Origin of the sequence: Methylobacter sp. (genome assembly GCF_004322395.1) — a bacterium.
Classification (GTDB): Bacteria; Pseudomonadota; Gammaproteobacteria; order Methylococcales; family Methylomonadaceae; genus Methylobacter_A.
On record NZ_SCTW01000029.1, the window covers coordinates 1 to 17,381 of the forward strand.

A 17,381-nucleotide genomic window follows, 5' to 3' on the forward strand; every position below is an offset into this window, starting at 1 on the left:
TACCCGTTTAATATTCATTTCGGACTCCTCCGCTAGTTTGTCTGATATTCAATCCTATCAGTCTGGCACTTTGATGCCGATACAAGGTGGGAGGAGTCCATCCCATTGGTTTAGTGTAGCCATATCATTTATTTATAAACAATCACGCGCCGGGTGGCTTCTCCGCGTTAGCGGCTTGGTCCAACAGTTATTTAGAAAAATAAGCTGAATGAAAATAACTGCTATCAGCTAAGAACATAACAAACTAAGAACTTATCCGTAAATAACTTGATAAATACCTAAGTGTTGTGAAAGAATTGTACTACGTCATTTTGATAGAGGTGCAGTTCATTGAAAAGACTAGCCAGTTGGAAAGTTTCGGATGATTTCTGGGCACGAGTGGAACCGCTGATTCCCGAGCGGCAAAGAGATTCCGAAAAGACCTATAAACGAAAATCAGGCGGTGGCAGAAAACGCCAAGATCCACGAAAAGTGTTTGAAGGTATTCTCTATGTGTTGCGAACAGGATGCCAATGGAAAGCCGTCCCTAAAAGCGAATACGGCAGTAGCAGCTCGATCCACCAGTATTTTCTGGAATGGCAAGCGATGGGCGTGTTTGAACAACTCTGGCGCGCCAGTCTGTTGGAATATGATGAGCTGGAAGGGATTGCCTGGGAGTGGCAAAGTCTTGATAGTACGATGATCAAAGCACCGTTAGCGCTAGAATCGGTGGGAAGAAATCCCGGATCGCGGAAAAAAAGGTAGCAAAAGAAGCGTATTAGCCGATGAGAAGGGCCTTCCGTTGTCGATTGTCATTAGTGGAGAGAACACCCATGACGTCAAGCTACTCGCTGCCACGTTGGTTGGCGTGATCATTGATCGTCCCAGTGAAGACTTGACCAAGCAAAACCTTTGCCTTGATGCCGGTTATGTCGGCGTAACCGCCCAGCGCGAGATTGAAGAAAGGGGGTATGTTCCCCATGTCCGGACGCGTGGCGAAGAGATTGAAGAACAAGACAAGAACCCTGACTTTAAGGCAAGGCGGTGGGTTGTTGAAGTTTGCCACGCTTGGTTTAACCGGTTTAGAAAGCTCTTGGTAAGGTATGAAAAAATGCAGCGGAGTTATCTCGGCTTGCTCATGCTGGCCGCTTCTGTCATCGTCTTACGAAAAATCAAGCGACAAAATAAGGGCAATATTATTTACGGATAAGTTCTAAGTCCGAGGTAGTCAGCCAGCTGGGTTCCGATGCGGTTATTCGATTATTCGGGAATCGTGTTGCCGGTATACAACATGGAAACGATATTGATCTCCTGATAGAGATGATGCTACCGCTTGAGTATCCGATTCGGATAGGCACTTGATTGAAAAACTTTGCGAATAAGGTTACGGCCGATTTTAAATTATGTACAAATAACAGCGCACAGGAACTAGGAAATGTTCAACGATAAAAGCATTCTAATCACAGGCGGCACAGGTTCCTTCGGGCATACATTTGTGCCCTTGACTTTAGCGCGCTTCAAACCGAAAAAACTGATTATCTTTTCGCGCGATGAAATGAAGCAATGGGAAATGGCAAAAATATACGGGGATGATCCTCGTGTACGCTTTTTCATCGGCGATGTGCGCGACAAAGGCCGCCTGCACAGAGCGTTGGGCGGTATCGATTATGTCGTTCATGCGGCTGCGACCAAGATTGTGCCGACCGCCGAATATAACCCGTTCGAGTGCGTCAAGACCAACATTAACGGTGCAATGAACCTAATAGATGCCTGTATCGACCAGGGTGTGAAACGTGTTGTCGCGCTATCGACCGATAAAGCTAGCAGTCCTGCCAATCTTTATGGCGCGACCAAGCTCGCTTCGGACAAACTCTTCGTTGCGGGCAACTCGTACGCAGGCGGACACGAAACGCGGTTTGCCGTTGTTCGCTACGGCAATGTAATGGGCTCACGCGGTTCGGTTATTCCATTTTTTATGTCGCTGGAAAAGGCAGGCAAGCTGCCCATTACCGACCCGCGCATGACGCGCTTCATGATTACTTTGGATCAGGGCGTCAAACTGGTCTGGCATGCTTTTCAGGACATGGTCGGAGGAGAAATTTATGTCAAAAAAATTCCGTCGATGAATATTACCGATATTGCCAAGGCAGTGGCGCCCGACGCGCAGCACGAGATCATCGGTATTCGCCCCGGTGAAAAACTGCACGAACAAATGATCAGCCCGGAAGATTCTTATCACACTTACGAGTACCCGGAGCATTTTAAAATCCTGCCAGCCATCCATCAATGGAGCGCCGATGTTAATCGCATCAAGGACGGCTGCAAAGTGCCGGAAGGTTTCACTTACGCTTCCGATACCAATACCGAATGGATGAACATCGAAACCTTACAGCAATGGATCGAGGCACACCGGCTCAAGATCGGAGCGATTTGATGGCAGATTACATTCCCTACGGTCGGCAGCATATTTCCGAAGTGGACATCCAAGCGGTCGTGGAGGTGTTGCGTTCGGATTGGTTGACGCAAGGCCCTGCCGTTCCGCGCTTCGAACAAGCTGTTGCGCAATATTGCGGCGTGGAGCATGCGTTGGCAATGAATAGCGCTACATCCGCATTGCATATCGCTTGTTTGGCCTTAGGGCTTGGGCAAGGGGATAATTTATGGACATCGCCCAATACTTTTGTCGCTTCTGCAAATTGCGGTTTGTACTGCGGCGCACAGGTCGATTTTGTCGACATCGACTCGCGCACCTACAACATGAGCGTCTCTGCGTTGGAGGCAAAACTGATTGAGGCAGAACGGCAGGGGCAACTGCCCAAGATCGTTATCCCGGTTCATTTTGCCGGGCAGTCGTGCGAAATGAAAAGCATACGCACATTGGCCGATCGTTACGGTTTTAAAATCATCGAAGATGCCTCGCACGCCATAGGCGGAAAATATCTGGATCAACCGATCGGCAATTGCCGTTATGCCGACATCACGATTTTCAGTTTCCATCCGGTCAAGATCATCACCACTGCCGAAGGCGGCATGGCTCTGACCGGCAATGCCGAGCTGGCAAGCCGGATGGCGTTACTCCGCAGCCACGGTATCACCCGCGATCCTGCACAAATGACCCATGAGGCCGATGGTTCTTGGTACTACCAACAAATCGCACTCGGCTATAACTACCGCATGACCGATCTGCAAGCGGCATTGGGAGAAAGCCAGATGTCACGATTGGATGAATTTGTCTCGCAAAGGCACGCGCTAGCGGCTCAATATGATAAATCGTTGGCCGACATGCCGGTCATAACGCCGTGGCAGCATCCGGATACTTACTCCGGCCTGCATCTTTACCCGATCCGGCTGAAACCGGAAGAATTGAGCGTGTCTCATAGTGAGGTGTTCGATTCGCTTCGCGCGCAAGGCATCGGCGTGAATCTGCATTATATTCCGGTGCATACGCAGCCGTATTACCAAGCATTCGGGTTTAAGCCGGGCGATTTTCCTGAAGCCGAGCGTTACTATGCTGAAGCAATTAGTCTACCGATGTACCCGGCATTGGCCTGCGAACAGCAAGCTTGTGTGACGGACGCATTGCTCAAGGCTATGCAGATATGAAGTTAGCGATTATTCCGGCGCGCGGCGGCAGCAAGCGCATTCCGCGTAAGAACATTCGCGACTTCTGCGGCAAACCGATCATCGCCTATTCCATCGAAGCAGCCAGGCAAAGCAACTGTTTCGACCATATCATCGTTTCGACCGATGATGAGGAGATTGCATCTGTTGCGCACGATTGGGGCGCGGAAACACCATTTGTCCGTCCGGCAGAGCTTTCTAATGACTTCGCGGGAACCGTACCGGTAATAAAGCATGCCATTGAATGGTTCATCGATAATCAAGTGCGGCCAGAACTGGCTTGCTGTATTTATGCAACCGCGCCATTTGTTATCCCTCAAGATTTGCAACGCGGACTGGATACCTTGCTTTCCGCTAAAAGCGAGTATGCCTTCACCTTGACCGATTATCCTTTCCCTATCCAACGAGCGGTCAAGCTGACTTCGTCCGGGCGCGTAGCAATGTTTCAGCCAGAGCATTTCAAGACCCGCTCGCAAGATTTAGAACACGCCTACCATGATGCGGGGCAATTCTATTGGGGGCGTTGCGAAGCATTTCTTAGTGAGTTACCGATATTTTCGCAAGCAGCCGCACCGGTTTTGTTGCCTCGTCATCGCGTACAAGACATCGACACCCTTGAAGATTGGCATAGAGCCGAACTGATGTTCAAGATACTGCAACAAAGCGAGACAGATTGATGTTGAAGATTATCTTTCGTTGCGACGCATCGATTCAAATAGGTAGCGGCCACGTGATGCGCTGCCTGACGTTGGCGAATTCATTGCACGAAAAAGGCGCAGAGGTTACTTTCGTTTGCCGCGAGCATCCCGGCCACTTGTTCGACCAAATTGAATCATCGCCTCATAAATTGTTGCGTCTTCCGGCTTCTACGTCATCGTCAGAAGGCCGATTGGCTCACGCACTTTGGCTGGGCAAAACGCAGGAACAAGACGCGCGTCAGACAGCAGAGGCGCTTAGCACACTTAGCGTCGCCGATTGGCTGATTGTCGATCATTATGCGTTCGACATCGAGTGGGAGACAGCGATGCGCGCATCTACAAAGCGTATTATGGTGATCGACGATCTGGCGAATAGAGCCCATGACTGCGATGTGTTGCTCGATCAAAACTTACATTGCAACATGGAAGCGCGCTATGAAAAATTGCTGCCGGTTTATTGCAAAAAATTGCTGGGCCCGAAATACGCTTTGCTCCGTCCGGAATTTAAGGCGGCGCGCAGCAATCTAAAAGTGCGCGATGGCAATATTAAGCGGGTAGTTGTGTTCTTTGGCGGCAGCGATCCAAACAATGAGACCGGCAAAACGTTGCGCGCCATAAAGCAGTTAAATAGGGCCGATTTTGCCGTTGATGTGATTGTCGGCGCTACCAACCCGAACCAGGAGGAGGTTACCGGTCTTTCTGCCCAACTTTCAGAAGCCAGCCTTTACCGGCAAATCAGTAACATGGCGGAGGTGATGGCTAAGGCCGACCTGGCGATCGGCGCCGGCGGCGGCACAATGTGGGAGCGGTGTTGCCTAGGTTTGCCGTCTATCGTGATCAGTGTCGCCAGCAATCAACAATCCGGCTGCGAAGCCATGGCAAGATTGGGCGCAACCCTTTATTTAGGCGAGGCCGGGAATGTCGATATAGCGTTGTTAGAGGGCGCTTTGCGGGTTGCTCTTTCTTCATCCTGGCTATTGATAAGCATGGGCGAAGAGGGAAAAACACTAGTTGATGGACAAGGGGTAGAGCGGGTAACAAAACGGTTAATAACGTCTTCGATCATGCTGCGCCGGGCCGAACCGGAAGATTGCGAGCGCATTTTTAATTGGCGTAATACTGAAGAAACAAGACGATTTTCCCTTGAGACCAAGCCGATCGTTTTTGCTGAGCATGTCGCCTGGTTTGTTAAAACATTGGAAAACCCGGACCGTCAAATATTGATAGGCGAATCTGACGGAGAGGCGGTCGGCGTCGTGCGGTTCGACCGCAATGACAAGCGCGCTGTTATATCGGTTTATTTAGCTCCGGGGAATTACGGCAAAGGCATGGGCGTACAGCTTATTGAACAGGGAACATCATGGGTCGAACATAATTGGCTAGAGGTCGAGTCAATCGAGGCGACTATAATGGCCCGAAACGCTCAGTCAATTTCGGCCTTTTCGACGGCGGGCTTCGAAAAAAAATCCTACACCTACGGAAAACAGATCAGGAATTAAAATATGCAAATCGGAAGTCGAACAATCGGCTTGTCTAGTCAGACTTTTATTATTGCCGAAATGTCCGGCAATAATAATCAGCTATTAGAACGAGCTTTGATAATTTCCGAAGTTTGTCCAAGGTTGATGGGCATATGCTCATGCGCTGAATATTCAGGCTAAAAGGATCCTTATGACTAATCAAATAATCAGTCAACTTGTAGCAGATTGGCGGATGGCTGGTATCGAAGAAGGTGATATGCTATTAGTACATAGTAATCTTAACCGGACATTGAGACGCATAGCAAGGCTTGGCGGAAACGTAAGCCCTAAAGTGGTGCTTGAGAGTTTTTTGATCGCACTTGGTAAATCTGGAACGTTGCTTCTTCCCTTGTTTAATTTTGACTTTCCCAAAGGAGTGCGCTTCGATATCCGGAATTCGCCAAGTCATATGGGAGTATTTACAGAAGTCGGGCGTTTATGGCCTGGAGCGGTTCGCACAGGGCATCCGATATACTCATTCTCAGTGATCGGAAAAGAAGCTGAAATGTTCCGTGGCTTGAAAAACTTTAGCGGCTACGGCCAGAATTCCCCGTTTGGCATCCTGCACCGCCACGGAGGAAAAATTGGGGGGTTAGACCTCCCTGATCAAAACAGCATGACGTTTTATCATTACGTAGAGGAAAGCCTGGATGTTCCATATAGATACCATAAAACATTCACGGGGCAATATATCGACGAAATAGGAGTCGAGTCAACTCAAACCTTTGGCTTGTTTGTGCGCAACATCGAACAGGGAGTGATCACACATGTCGATCCAATGGGTGAGATCCTTTGGAAAAAAAAACTTTACACTGGTTGCAGACCGAAGGAAGGCTCCGGCTTACGTGTGATTTCTGCTCCGAAAATGTTCGATGAAGTCGCTATGATATTAAATGAAGGTCGAGCCAAAGGACTACTTTATGAAATTCAGTGATATATTTCTCGACCAGTCTCCAATTGCTTTTGACGTAGGAGCTTTTTGTCACGATTTGGCAAAGACTCTGTTTCCGATTTGTCGAAGCCTGAGTGGACCAGGAGTTCGTGAAACTCTTGCCTACCTTGGGCAACACTTGCAAGGTCTAACCGTTCATGAAGTACCGTCTGGGACCCCGGCATTTGACTGGACGGTTCCGGACGAATGGACTATAAAAGACGCTTATATCGCCGATGAGTCTGGTAAACGCATTGTTGATTTTAGGGCGCACAATCTTCATGTTCTGGGATATTCGGAACCTGTAGATCAGTGGCTGGAGTTGGAAGACTTAAATAACCATCTCTACTCCCTGCCTAGCCAACCTGATGCCATTCCATACATCACTTCTTATTATGCCCGGCGCTGGGGCTTCTGCTTGGCACATTCACAACGACAAGCTCTCAAGCCTGGCAAATATCATGTGGTCATCAATTCAGAACTCAAGCCGGGAGTTCTGAATTACGCGGATTTAATTTTACCGGGACAAACGAAACAAGAGGTTTTACTCTCCACTTACATTTGCCATCCTTCCATGGCAAACAACGAGCTATCCGGCCCTGTGGTAGCGACAGCTTTGGCGCGTTGGTTAATGTCACTGAAGAGTCATAGGTACACATACCGGATTTTGTTTATTCCAGAGACGATCGGATCCATTGTATATCTCAGTCGGAATATGGAATACTTGAAGAGCCATGTCATAGCCGGCTTCAACATCACATGCATTGGCGATGAGCGATGCTATTCCTTTTTGCCGTCGCGTTTAGGAAATACGCTATCAGATAGAGCTGCGCTACATGTGCTAAAGTATATTGATCCCAATTTTAAGCAATTTACTTGGTTAGACCGTGGCAGTGACGAACGACAATATTGTGCGCCGGGTGTAGACCTTCCAATCGCAACAATTATGCGTAGTAAGTATGGAGAATACCCCGAATACCATACATCACTCGACGATCTGAACTTGGTGACTGCAAAAGGCTTGCTTGGAGGCTTCACCGCGCTACGTCAAGCTATAGAGACAATTGAGAATAATATTTGCCTCAAAACAACCGTATTTTGTGAGCCCCAACTCGGAAAAAGAGGGCTTTATCCAACCTTGAGTACCAAAGAATCGGGGGCTCAAGTTCGAACGATGATGGATCTAATTTCGCACTGTGATGGTGAGCACACTCTCCTTGAGATTGCCGACATTCTTGGACAACCTGTCTCAAAACTGGTGGAGATATTGAGGCCGCTGATCGCAAACGGTTTAATTGAAGCATCTTGGGTTTGATGCGGACAAATTTTTAACCATGTGACTATGGCAAAGCATTTATCTACGAAAAACAAATCAAGAGTTGGAACATGAAAATTGCAAACAGGATGATAGGCTTATCTAGTCAGCCTTTTATTATTGCCGAAATGTCCGGCAATCATAATCAATCATTGGAACGGGCTTTGGAGATCGTCGATGCCGCAGCCAAGGCAGGCGCGCATGCGCTTAAAATTCAGACTTATACCGCCGACACGATGACATTGGATTTAGATGAAGGCGAGTTTTTCATTTCCGATCCCAACTCCTTGTGGAAAGGAACCTCGCTGTATAAGCTTTATCAGGAAGCCTATACCCCGTGGGAATGGCACAAGCCGATTTTCGACCGCTGCCGGGAACTGGGAATGATCGGTTTTTCTACGCCGTTCGACGATACTGCGGTAGATTTTCTTGAAGCTTTGAATGTGCCTTGTTACAAGATTGCTTCGTTTGAAAATACCGATATTCCACTGATCCGCAAGGTGGCCGCAACCGGCAAGCCGATGATTATTTCTGTCGGCATGGCAACGGTCGCCGAAATCGATGAAACGGTTCGTGCCGCGCGTGAAGCGGGATGCAACGACATTGTGCTCCTTAAATGCACCAGTACTTACCCTGCTACGCCGGACAACACCAATATCCTGACCATTCCGCATCTGCGCGAGTTGTTCGGCTGTGAAGTGGGATTATCCGATCACACCATGGGCGCCGGCGTTTCGGTAGCGAGCGTCGCGCTAGGGGCGACGGTCATCGAAAAGCATTTTACCTTGAACCGCGCCGATGGCGGCGTTGATAGCACTTTCTCGATGGAACCGGCCGAAATGGCGGCGTTGGTCGTCGAGAGCGAGCGTGCTTGGCAGGCATTGGGTAAAGTCAGTTACGGCCCGACAGAGAAAGAGAAGACGTCGCTGGTTTTTCGGCGCTCGTTGTATATCGTCAAGGATGTTAAAGCCGGTGAAGTGTTGACGCACGAGAATCTGCACGCGATCCGTCCCGGCTACGGATTGCCGCCTAAATATTTACCCACATTGCTCGGGCGCAGCCTGGCGAAAGATGTCAAGAAGGGCACTGCGATGTCCTGGGATTTGTTGGCTTGAACAAGCGATTATTGAATTCAATAAGAAAACTGTTAAGACCGGTTCTTAGGGCCACCCTGATCGATCCGCAACAGGCATCGGTCTTTCGATACTTGAAAAACACAAGGACAGCGGTGCCGCCATCAAATGATGTGATCTTAGTGCAATGTGTAGAGGATGTGTTTTATTTTGGCTTGTTTGGGCAGATTGCGCTGTCTATGCAAGAGCAGCAGCACGCTATTAAGGTCGAGCAATATGTGTTGCGGAGTATGCGAGTAGGCGAAGCTAAGTCTATTTTCTCATTCATTGCTTCGAGAATGTTTATCAATCCATTGTATAACTTCAAATGGGTGCGGCTATACAATTCATTTTGTAACGGTGTCGGATATCGTAGCGGTTCTTTACAACCCATTAGCGATGTGTTCGATTTCTACCGCGCCTGGATGTGCTGGCGAAATTTAGACAATAAAAAAGATCTGATAAGTTTGGTGATTGATGATGTTGCCGTAGGTGATTTAGTCAATGACAGCTTTCTTCGTTTTAAACCTGCGCCGACGGTTGATTTAAAAGATAATTATTTATTGATTCTGCTTTGGCAGGCGCATCGCGATATTCGTCGAGCTAAGGCGTACTTTGGGTGCACTAAACCGAAATTATATTTAACTTCATATAGCACTTATACTCACCATGGCATTCCGGTTAGAGTCGCTTTGCAACATGGTGTCCGGGTATTTTCGTTCGGTAATTATCAAGAGTTTACAAAAGAATTAACCCTAAAAGATTTTGTGCATACCAAAAACCCGGACGCATATGCCGATGACTTTTCGCGGCTAAATGGACGGGAAGAAAAGCTGGCTTTGGCTGAATCGGCGCTATCGGCCAGAATGGCCGGTCAAATCGATAGCGCGACTGCGTACATGAAAAAATCGGCCTATGCTGAATCCGGAGAATCTGTTCCCGATGTGCGCGATGCGGTGGTGATTTTTTTACATGATTTCTACGACAGTCCTCATGTGTATCGGGAAATGGTTTTTCCGGATTTTTGGGAATGGTTGTGCTTTACCATTGAAACCCTTAACAGTGCGAATATCCGCTTCTTCGTTAAGCCGCATCCTAATCAGATAAATCTTAGTGAAACTGCGTTAAGCAAACTAAGGGATCGTTATCCTGATACGCAGATGGTTCCTTCGAGCATTACGAATAAACAATTGGTCGAGGCTGGAATGGCTTGTGCGGTCACAGTTTATGGCACTGTCGCCCACGAGATGGCTTATTTTGGCGTGCCTACGATTGCTGCCGCGCATCATCCGCATATCAGTTTTGATTTTTGTAGAACTGCTGAGAGTCTAAATGAGTATGCGGAGCTATTGCGCCATTATGCGGAAATTGGTATTGATAAACAGGCTATGCATCGTCAAAGTTTGGAATTTTACTATATGCATAATCTCTGCGTTACCGATGAGGAAAAAGCGCTTAGGGATGCGGCAATGGATTTTCGCATGATATGTGATCAGGCGGCAAAGACCGATGAGTTGGTCGATAGGTTGCAGAAGATTTCCAGGCTTTCAGAATATCGCGATTGCGTTTCGGGGCCTCAAAGATGGGGAGCGATTTTCAATTAGCAGCGAGATGGGCAAACCCAAAATTGGGATAGCTCATGCATGAAGAAAACGGCCGGTTTAGGTTTACAATGGATTTGTCCGTATCGCTTTGCAAAAAACCTTTAGCCATGGCTTTTCAGTTGGGCGTTTTAGTTAGGCTTACCATCAATGGGTTAAGTTAAGGGTTATGGTATTATGTAACAATAATGGCCGGTACGTTAGCCGGGTTGTCGCATAAAGGCGAGACCGCTCGATTAACCGGAAGTGTTCAATTTGGAGAAGATCATGCGTTATCCGGAAATTGATTATTCGATTCACCCAGCATATGAGAAATACAAAGGAGCCGTTCATTACAACGACGCTCTGATTTTTCAGCAAATTGGAAATGTTGATGCTGTATTCGAAAATTTTTGCGCTCTTAAATCCCCTTCGGAAGCTGATGCCGCGGACGCCCTCTCGGATATAAAAAAATCTATGGAACATATCCTGATACATGCGCAAGAAAAAAATGTGTCGATATTGGTAGAGGAATGGTTGGATTCAGTGGTCAATTGGACAATCGCTGATATGGGTCATGAATTTAGCCGACGAGTTTTTTCAGCGCGTGATTATCGTAGCATTGCTTTGGCCAGAGACAATCGGGAACAGCTGTCTTTATTACAAACTCAAGGTATGTATATCACTGGCCTGCCGCCGGAGGCCTATGCCGATATCCGTCGTCTGGCGCTTGAATACATGCCGGGATTACGGCAACGTGCCTTGTCGGATCGTTTTAATCGCTCCGTAACAAATGTACCTTTTAATTCACCGTTATGGAAAGCTATTAAACGCGCGGTTAACGAAGCCGGGATATTGGATGTGCTCAGTGAATATAAACGGAACAAAATGACCTTGTTGGGCGCCGGACTCGAATACTCATACCCGGAACAGGACTGGTATCAAAATCTTTACGAAGATGTCGGGCTTTCCGACAGTCCGATGCAGTATCTTCATGTGGATGAGGGCGATTGTTTGCCAAAATCGATGATTTACGTAACGCCTGTGGATGAAGAGAATGGTGCAACGAGAGCAATTCCGGGCAGCAATTGCTGGGAGATTTCGCCGTGCAGAATTCGAATGCATAAGGCCTTGGATCGCGTTGTTGTGAATCGCTATGCGAAGTTTGTGCATAAAACACACTACCGCCCGCTTGCAAGGCATGCGGAATTGCGCCGGATTTTTATGGAGTTGCCTAAACCCATGCAGGGGTCGAGCCATTTTGGGGATGATATATTGGCTGGAACAGAATTGGCCTGTATGCTTGCCGAGCAAGAGATTACTTATTTAAGCCAAGGCGGACAGGCTTTAGTGTTCGATGGTCCGCACTTGCTGCATAGAGGAAGTCTCGTTAAATCGGGGGAGCGGCTTGCGCTGCAAGTAATCTACCGTAACCAAAACCAAGAAGACATAAAGTCTTACTTCAACAAAGAGTCATTTTTCAAGGATCAGGTTGCGGTGGTTAAGAAATATGCACGTAAATTTGTCATGGGATATGTATGATCAGCTCGACCCAAGTCATTAAGGAGATTTTATGATTCGTCATATTGTTGAGCAACGAAGAAAAAGGAAAGAGAGTGCTCTTTTGCCAACCAAGCTCTCAATCTTGGGCGGTGTGCGCATGGCTGGTGTAGATGTTGGTTCGGCGGATGGCTTGCAGCCACATTGGCGGTCATATGATGGCGTAGTGGATTTTTATCTTTTTGAGCCGCATCAAGAAAGTTATCAACAACTTAAGGAGTTGTTTTCCAACTCTGCCTATTCGGAAAAGTACCATGTTTTCCCTGTAGGTCTGTCGGGCATGGAAGGAGAGCGGATTCTGTATATGCTTAATTGCCCGACAGGAAGTTCGCTTTATCCGATAAACCCTGCAAGCGAGTTTGCCAGTCCTAACAATACTTATATCCATCCTATTCGCGAAGTCAAAATTCAAACTCGCCAACTTTCCGATGTGCTCGATGAAGCTCAAGTGAACAGCGTCGACATCATCAAACTGGATGTCCAGGGGGCAGAGCTGGAAATACTTCAAGGTATGGGAGATCGTCGAAAAAATCTCTTGTTGGCAGAGGTTGAAGTCAATATCAGTAGCGGGGTGACGGATAACATCGGCCCTTATTTGGACGGCCCGACATGGGGACAGATTGATGAAATGCTTACTGAGGATGGCATGCGCTTGCTTGACGTGAGTATCGCTCGCGCATACCGTTCCAAAAATGGGGATAGCGACTGGTATCAGCGTGAGGTATTCGGCGTATACGAGAATACGCCGTCGCTCTCAGCCAGAGTTTGGGAGGCGGATGTCGTTTATGTACGTGATTGGAGACAGCTTGTCGCCAACAAAGATGCGGATTCGATCCGTAAGTTGATCGTGGCCTTGTGCGGGTATCGTTTTTTTAGTGAGGCCTATTTCATCGTCGAGCAATCTGAAGAATCCGGCTTATTCGATGCCACAACAGCCGATCAAATAAAGAGCGATGTGATTGCATGGCATCAGACTGGGCGGCAGTTTTGGCATGGCCGCGGTGTAGTATGGCGATTGTTGAGACGAGTCATACGAGCTACCGGAATGTCGCAATTGTTACGCTGGAAGCAGTATATGTGGTTCGAATATCCCAACGGTTAAAAAGTGGCAAAACAAAAAAATCTCTACGGCATAGCCAAAGTCGCTGGTTATCTGCCCAAGTTTACTTCGTTCGTCTTTCGCAATTTCCTCTCGGCTCACTTGGCTGTTGTAGTCGCTATGGCCGGTGTACTATTAGAATATGGGGCATTGAGCGTCATGCTGCCACTTACAAGCGCCGAAGGACAGAAAGCTGGCGGAATTTCCTCGAAAGCAGTCGAGTTCTGGCATCAGGCAGCAGAAATTCTGAGATTACCGGTAGAACCAAAAACCTGGTTGTGGCTGTTTTTGCTGCTATTAGGATTACGCATTGCTGTCGGCTTTACTCAACTGGCGCTGAATACGTGGGTCTCAAAACGCATTCTCGCGCATTTGAGCGGAGGAATATTTTCCCGGGTGGTGGTGAATGAGCCTCTTTCCGATATCTATCGCCGCACTGTCGGGCATTACACGGCGCTTGCCGGGGATGAGGCCGTTCGCGTTGGCCAAGTGTTTTTCCACATGGCCCAAGCCGTGTCGGCATTGGTCGCTGCACTGATTGGTTTAATAGTCCTCTTCATTTTTTCACCCTTCGTATTCAAACTGACTTTGCTGTTTTTGCTATTGTCCGGACTGGCAATCGGTTTGGCTATGAGACATGTATTCTCATGGAGTAATGAATCGGCGTTCCTCTCCCGTGAGGCAAATACGACCTTTATCGAAGCTTTTAACGGCATTCGTTCCATCCGCTCAATGGCTGGAGAGGAGTTCGTGGCCCAGCGCTACCGGAACTTTATTGATCGCTACGGACGTGTGCTGTTTTTGCTGGATGTTTTTAATCATGGGTCGCGCTCTGTACCGGGACTGATACTGATTATCCTCGGCTTGATAGTATTATTTCCCGGTATTGCCGGTATTGCCGGTCTTGGAGAATTTTCTGCGGTGTATTTCTTTACCGTCACCACCATGCTGATCAGGGTGCTTTCATTTCTCGGAACGGCAGTTGCATCCGGTGGGCGAGTGGCAATAGATATTCGAGCAGCTTTCGATATTGACGACATTATCGGTTCATCGACCGCTAGCCAAGCTGTAGCGGAGGATGGCGCACAAGTGAATTCTGTGCGAAGCATGACTATTACCGGGCTTTCATGCGGCTATGTAGCGGATCATCCGGTATTGTCCGAGGTGACGGTACAGATGCGGGCTGGACATATCTACGCGTTAGTGGGACGTTCAGGCTCAGGCAAGTCGACGCTCTCAGATGTGCTGCTCGGCTTGTTGGCGCCAATGTCAGGAGAATTGTTTATTGGGGATCAACCGTATCACCGGATAAATTTGGCATCGCTTCGCCGCAAAGTGGTGCTGGTCGAACAGCAAACGCGAATCTTTAGCGGTAGTGTAAGAGAAAATATTGCTTTCGGTCTTGAACCGACAGATGCTGCACTTCAAGTCGCAGTCGAAGCGTCCGGATTGGCAGAATTGGTCGATACACTACCCGCAGGTCTTGATACACGACTGGATTATCAGGGCGCTAATCTTTCCGGTGGGCAACGTCAGCGCATTGGCTTGGCACGCGCGATTGTGCGCCAACCGGATGTATTAATTCTGGATGAGGCGACTAGTGCGCTGGATTCACAGACACGGGAACAGGTACTACAGAACTTGAAATCGCTCTTTCACGAACGGATACTGCTTTTTATAACGCATGACAATTACATAATGCAACAAGTTGATGAAGTGTGGCATATCAAGAAGGGTAAACTTGTGACTGAGGATAGAAAACCGTGTGAATACGAAGTTAGCCAGAGCTGATTAGATACCTAGGAAAACGGTTGCGCAACACAAGGGATTCTTTGTAGATATTGACATGCATCGTCCAACACGATATTCGGGCGCCTATTATTCTACCGGCGTGATGTGCACACTATTAATGATTTTGATGCTCTACTTACTATGAAGCAACTGTTCAATCTTACGCGACTTAAGGCTACTGCAATAGCGAGCGACACCAAATCGCAAGCAGAAAAACTACTGACCGCAAGTGGTTATAGCCGAATTGCTGGCGAGACCGAATGGTGCAATTGAATGCCCAACCTGCCGGGAAACTCATTACACAAGAATGACTATCGTATGATCGCTAAAGCATTTAATACAGTTTTCTATTGCTGGATCATTAACATGGTTTTCTCAATAGAAGAATCCATATTGGGGGACTGGTGAATCAGGCGCCTGTTGCACTATTTGTTTATAACCGGCCTTGGCATACGCGTCAAACTGTCGAGGCGCTGCTAGCCAATGCAGAAGCGAAAGACACCGACCTGTATGTATTTTCCGATGGTGCAAAAAATGACTCAGCAGGTAAGGCGGCCTCCGAGGTGCGTTCCTACGTAAGTGGAATTGTAGGTTTTCATTCAATAACTGTTATTGAACGAGAAACTAATTTCGGTTTGGCTAAATCAATTACTAACGGCGTTACCCAAGTTTGCCAAAAGCATGGTCGAATCATTGTGCTGGAAGACGACCATGTAACTTCGCCCTACTTTTTGAAATATATGAACGAAGCTTTGAATTATTATGAGCATGACGAGCGCGTAATCAGCATTGCCGGTTATATTTACCCCGTGATGGAGCGAATGCCGGAAACATTCTTTTTACGGGGTGCCGATTGCTGGGGCTGGGCAACATGGGCGCGTGGTTGGGAACTGTTTAATCCCGATGGACAAAAGCTCTTGGATGAGCTAAAGCGTCGTAAGCTAACCCATCAGTTCGATTTTGACGGAAGCTATCCTTACACCAAAATGCTTCAAAACCAAATTGCCGGTAAAAACAATTCTTGGGCCATTCGCTGGTACGCGAGTGCGTTTTTGAAAGACAAGCTCACCCTATATCCCGGACGCAGTTTACTGGTTAATATTGGGATGGATGACAGTGGCTCCCATTGTTCCAGCGCAATGAAGTATGAAGGAGAGATGACGGATATACCGGTTCAAGTCGGTACGGCGGCTGTTGAAGAAAATGCCTTCGCACGGCAAAGTTTTATCACTTTTTTTCGAAAATCCCGCCCCTACTTATTTGTTAAAGTATTCCGAAAAATAATTGCTGTCATGCAAAGACGGATAGGTATGCAGTGAAACAAAAGAAATTTGCGAAAAGATGGTTACCGCCAGCCCTGATTGAACGCTTGAGGCCGTTGTTGAGGCGAGGAATTTATTTTTCCGGCCAATATGCAAACTGGCTATCTGCAAACCGCGATGCTTCCGGTTATGATTCAGGGCAAATTCTTGAACGCGTTATGCAAGCTACTCTTAAGGTAAATTCCGGCGAGGCGGCATTTGAGCGTGATTCAGTATTGTTCGATGAAGTGATACATTCTTTTCCGGTGTTGGCTGGCTTGTTGAGGGCTGCGACTGAGAATGGAGGGCATCTTTCTGTACTCGATTTTGGCGGAGCACTTGGTAGCAGTTATTACCAGTGCCGCAATTTTTTGTCCTTTTTGCCAAGGTTACAATGGGGCGTGGTGGAACAACCGCATTTTGTTCAATGCGGGCAGTCACTTTTCAGGACCGATCAACTGGATTTTTTCTTCACTATTAACGAAGCTCAGGAGAAAGTCAGTCCGAATGTTGCTCTGCTTTCAAGTGTACTGCAATATGTGGAGAAACCGGATGAGATTCTGGACGAATTGGCCGATAGTGGGATTCGCTATTTGATTATAGACCGGACGCCTTTTAGTGATTCATGCGATGACGTCATTACCGTTCAACATGTTTCAGCATCGATTTATCCCGCCAGTTATGCTTGCCGCATATTTTCCCGGAAAAAATTCCAAAAAAAATTGAGCGAAAAATACGAGGTACTGTCGACATTTGATGGAAGCGCCATCGACGGGGCTAATTATTTAGATGGTCTCCGGATCGAATTCGGCGGCGTAATTCTTTGCAAAAAACAAGACAATTGAACAGATATACAGTCTTTCCGCGTTTCACA

The 17,381-nt window shown here is 47.6% G+C and carries 14 protein-coding genes; all 14 read left to right on the forward strand.

Features of this window, described 5'->3' with window-relative positions; translation table 11 throughout:
• Positions 1-330 precede the first annotated feature (330 nt).
• The 14 genes from EPO18_RS03810 (at position 331) to EPO18_RS03875 (ending at position 17,352) form a co-directional block, all read left to right on the forward strand.
• Positions 331-1,189, forward strand: a protein-coding gene (locus EPO18_RS03810) for an IS5 family transposase (protein WP_292430739.1) whose coding sequence is annotated in 2 segments (ribosomal slippage) — positions 331-725 and positions 724-1,189 — 861 coding nt in all. Because the reading frame shifts where the segments join, the coding sequence is not laid out codon by codon here.
• Positions 1,190-1,414: 225 nt separating this feature from the next.
• Positions 1,415-2,413 carry a UDP-N-acetylglucosamine 4,6-dehydratase (inverting) gene (pseB, locus tag EPO18_RS03815; protein WP_292430743.1) on the forward strand — a complete coding sequence of 333 codons (999 nt, stop codon included), beginning with the start codon at positions 1,415-1,417 and terminating at the stop codon, positions 2,411-2,413.
• Entirely contained in the window at positions 2,413-3,582 is a 1,170-nt protein-coding gene (gene pseC / locus EPO18_RS03820) for a UDP-4-amino-4,6-dideoxy-N-acetyl-beta-L-altrosamine transaminase (RefSeq protein WP_292430747.1), read from the forward strand. The genes pseB and pseC overlap by 1 nt, the downstream gene beginning before the upstream one ends.
• A complete protein-coding gene (gene pseF / locus EPO18_RS03825; RefSeq protein ID WP_292430750.1) occupies positions 3,579-4,277 on the forward strand; it encodes a pseudaminic acid cytidylyltransferase in 699 nt (232 codons plus the stop codon). Before pseC ends, pseF begins: the two co-directional genes overlap by 4 nt.
• Positions 4,277-5,797 carry a UDP-2,4-diacetamido-2,4,6-trideoxy-beta-L-altropyranose hydrolase gene (gene pseG, locus EPO18_RS03830; RefSeq protein WP_292430753.1) on the forward strand — a complete coding sequence of 507 codons (1,521 nt, stop codon included), beginning with the start codon at positions 4,277-4,279 and terminating at the stop codon, positions 5,795-5,797. The genes pseF and pseG overlap by 1 nt, the downstream gene beginning before the upstream one ends.
• A gap of 214 nt (positions 5,798-6,011) precedes the next feature.
• Positions 6,012-6,752: an AAC(3) family N-acetyltransferase gene (locus tag EPO18_RS03835; RefSeq protein WP_292430756.1), complete on the forward strand. Its 741-nt coding sequence runs from the start codon at positions 6,012-6,014 to the stop codon at positions 6,750-6,752.
• Entirely contained in the window at positions 6,739-8,064 is a 1,326-nt protein-coding gene (locus EPO18_RS03840; protein ID WP_292430759.1) for a DUF4910 domain-containing protein, read from the forward strand. Before EPO18_RS03835 ends, EPO18_RS03840 begins: the two co-directional genes overlap by 14 nt.
• A gap of 71 nt (positions 8,065-8,135) precedes the next feature.
• Positions 8,136-9,179 carry a pseudaminic acid synthase gene (gene pseI / locus EPO18_RS03845; protein WP_292430760.1) on the forward strand — a complete coding sequence of 348 codons (1,044 nt, stop codon included), beginning with the start codon at positions 8,136-8,138 and terminating at the stop codon, positions 9,177-9,179.
• The gene (locus tag EPO18_RS03850; RefSeq protein WP_292430763.1) at positions 9,176-10,780 is read left to right on the forward strand and encodes a hypothetical protein; all 1,605 of its coding nucleotides are present in this window, start codon (positions 9,176-9,178) and stop codon (positions 10,778-10,780) included. Before pseI ends, EPO18_RS03850 begins: the two co-directional genes overlap by 4 nt.
• Before the next feature lie 264 nt (positions 10,781-11,044).
• Complete coding sequence (locus EPO18_RS03855) at positions 11,045-12,298, forward strand: phytanoyl-CoA dioxygenase family protein (protein WP_292430766.1); 1,254 nt, start codon at positions 11,045-11,047, stop codon at positions 12,296-12,298.
• Positions 12,299-12,329: 31 nt separating this feature from the next.
• The gene (locus EPO18_RS03860) at positions 12,330-13,418 is read left to right on the forward strand and encodes an FkbM family methyltransferase (RefSeq protein WP_292430771.1); all 1,089 of its coding nucleotides are present in this window, start codon (positions 12,330-12,332) and stop codon (positions 13,416-13,418) included.
• 3 nt (positions 13,419-13,421) lie between these two features.
• On the forward strand, positions 13,422-15,206 hold the full coding sequence (locus EPO18_RS03865) for an ATP-binding cassette domain-containing protein (protein ID WP_292430774.1): 1,785 nt from the start codon (positions 13,422-13,424) through the stop codon (positions 15,204-15,206).
• A 404-nt stretch (positions 15,207-15,610) separates the two neighbouring features.
• Positions 15,611-16,525 carry a glycosyltransferase gene (locus tag EPO18_RS03870; protein ID WP_292430779.1) on the forward strand — a complete coding sequence of 305 codons (915 nt, stop codon included), beginning with the start codon at positions 15,611-15,613 and terminating at the stop codon, positions 16,523-16,525.
• On the forward strand, positions 16,522-17,352 hold the full coding sequence (locus EPO18_RS03875) for a methyltransferase, TIGR04325 family (protein ID WP_292430783.1): 831 nt from the start codon (positions 16,522-16,524) through the stop codon (positions 17,350-17,352). Before EPO18_RS03870 ends, EPO18_RS03875 begins: the two co-directional genes overlap by 4 nt.
• The last annotated feature ends 29 nt before the right edge of the window (positions 17,353-17,381 follow it).

Bases quoted from the DNA above. Each gene is read 5' to 3' on its own strand.
- pseB (WP_292430743.1), top strand. From the start codon at position 1,415: ATGTTCAACGATAAAAGCATTCTAATCACAGGCGGCACAGGTTCCTTC.
- pseC (WP_292430747.1), top strand. From the start codon at position 2,413: ATGGCAGATTACATTCCCTACGGTCGGCAGCATATTTCCGAAGTGGAC.
- pseF (WP_292430750.1), top strand. From the start codon at position 3,579: ATGAAGTTAGCGATTATTCCGGCGCGCGGCGGCAGCAAGCGCATTCCG.
- pseG (WP_292430753.1), top strand. From the start codon at position 4,277: ATGTTGAAGATTATCTTTCGTTGCGACGCATCGATTCAAATAGGTAGC.
- EPO18_RS03835 (WP_292430756.1), top strand. From the start codon at position 6,012: ATGGCTGGTATCGAAGAAGGTGATATGCTATTAGTACATAGTAATCTT.
- EPO18_RS03840 (WP_292430759.1), top strand. From the start codon at position 6,739: ATGAAATTCAGTGATATATTTCTCGACCAGTCTCCAATTGCTTTTGAC.
- pseI (WP_292430760.1), top strand. From the start codon at position 8,136: ATGAAAATTGCAAACAGGATGATAGGCTTATCTAGTCAGCCTTTTATT.
- EPO18_RS03855 (WP_292430766.1), top strand. From the start codon at position 11,045: ATGCGTTATCCGGAAATTGATTATTCGATTCACCCAGCATATGAGAAA.
- EPO18_RS03860 (WP_292430771.1), top strand. From the start codon at position 12,330: ATGATTCGTCATATTGTTGAGCAACGAAGAAAAAGGAAAGAGAGTGCT.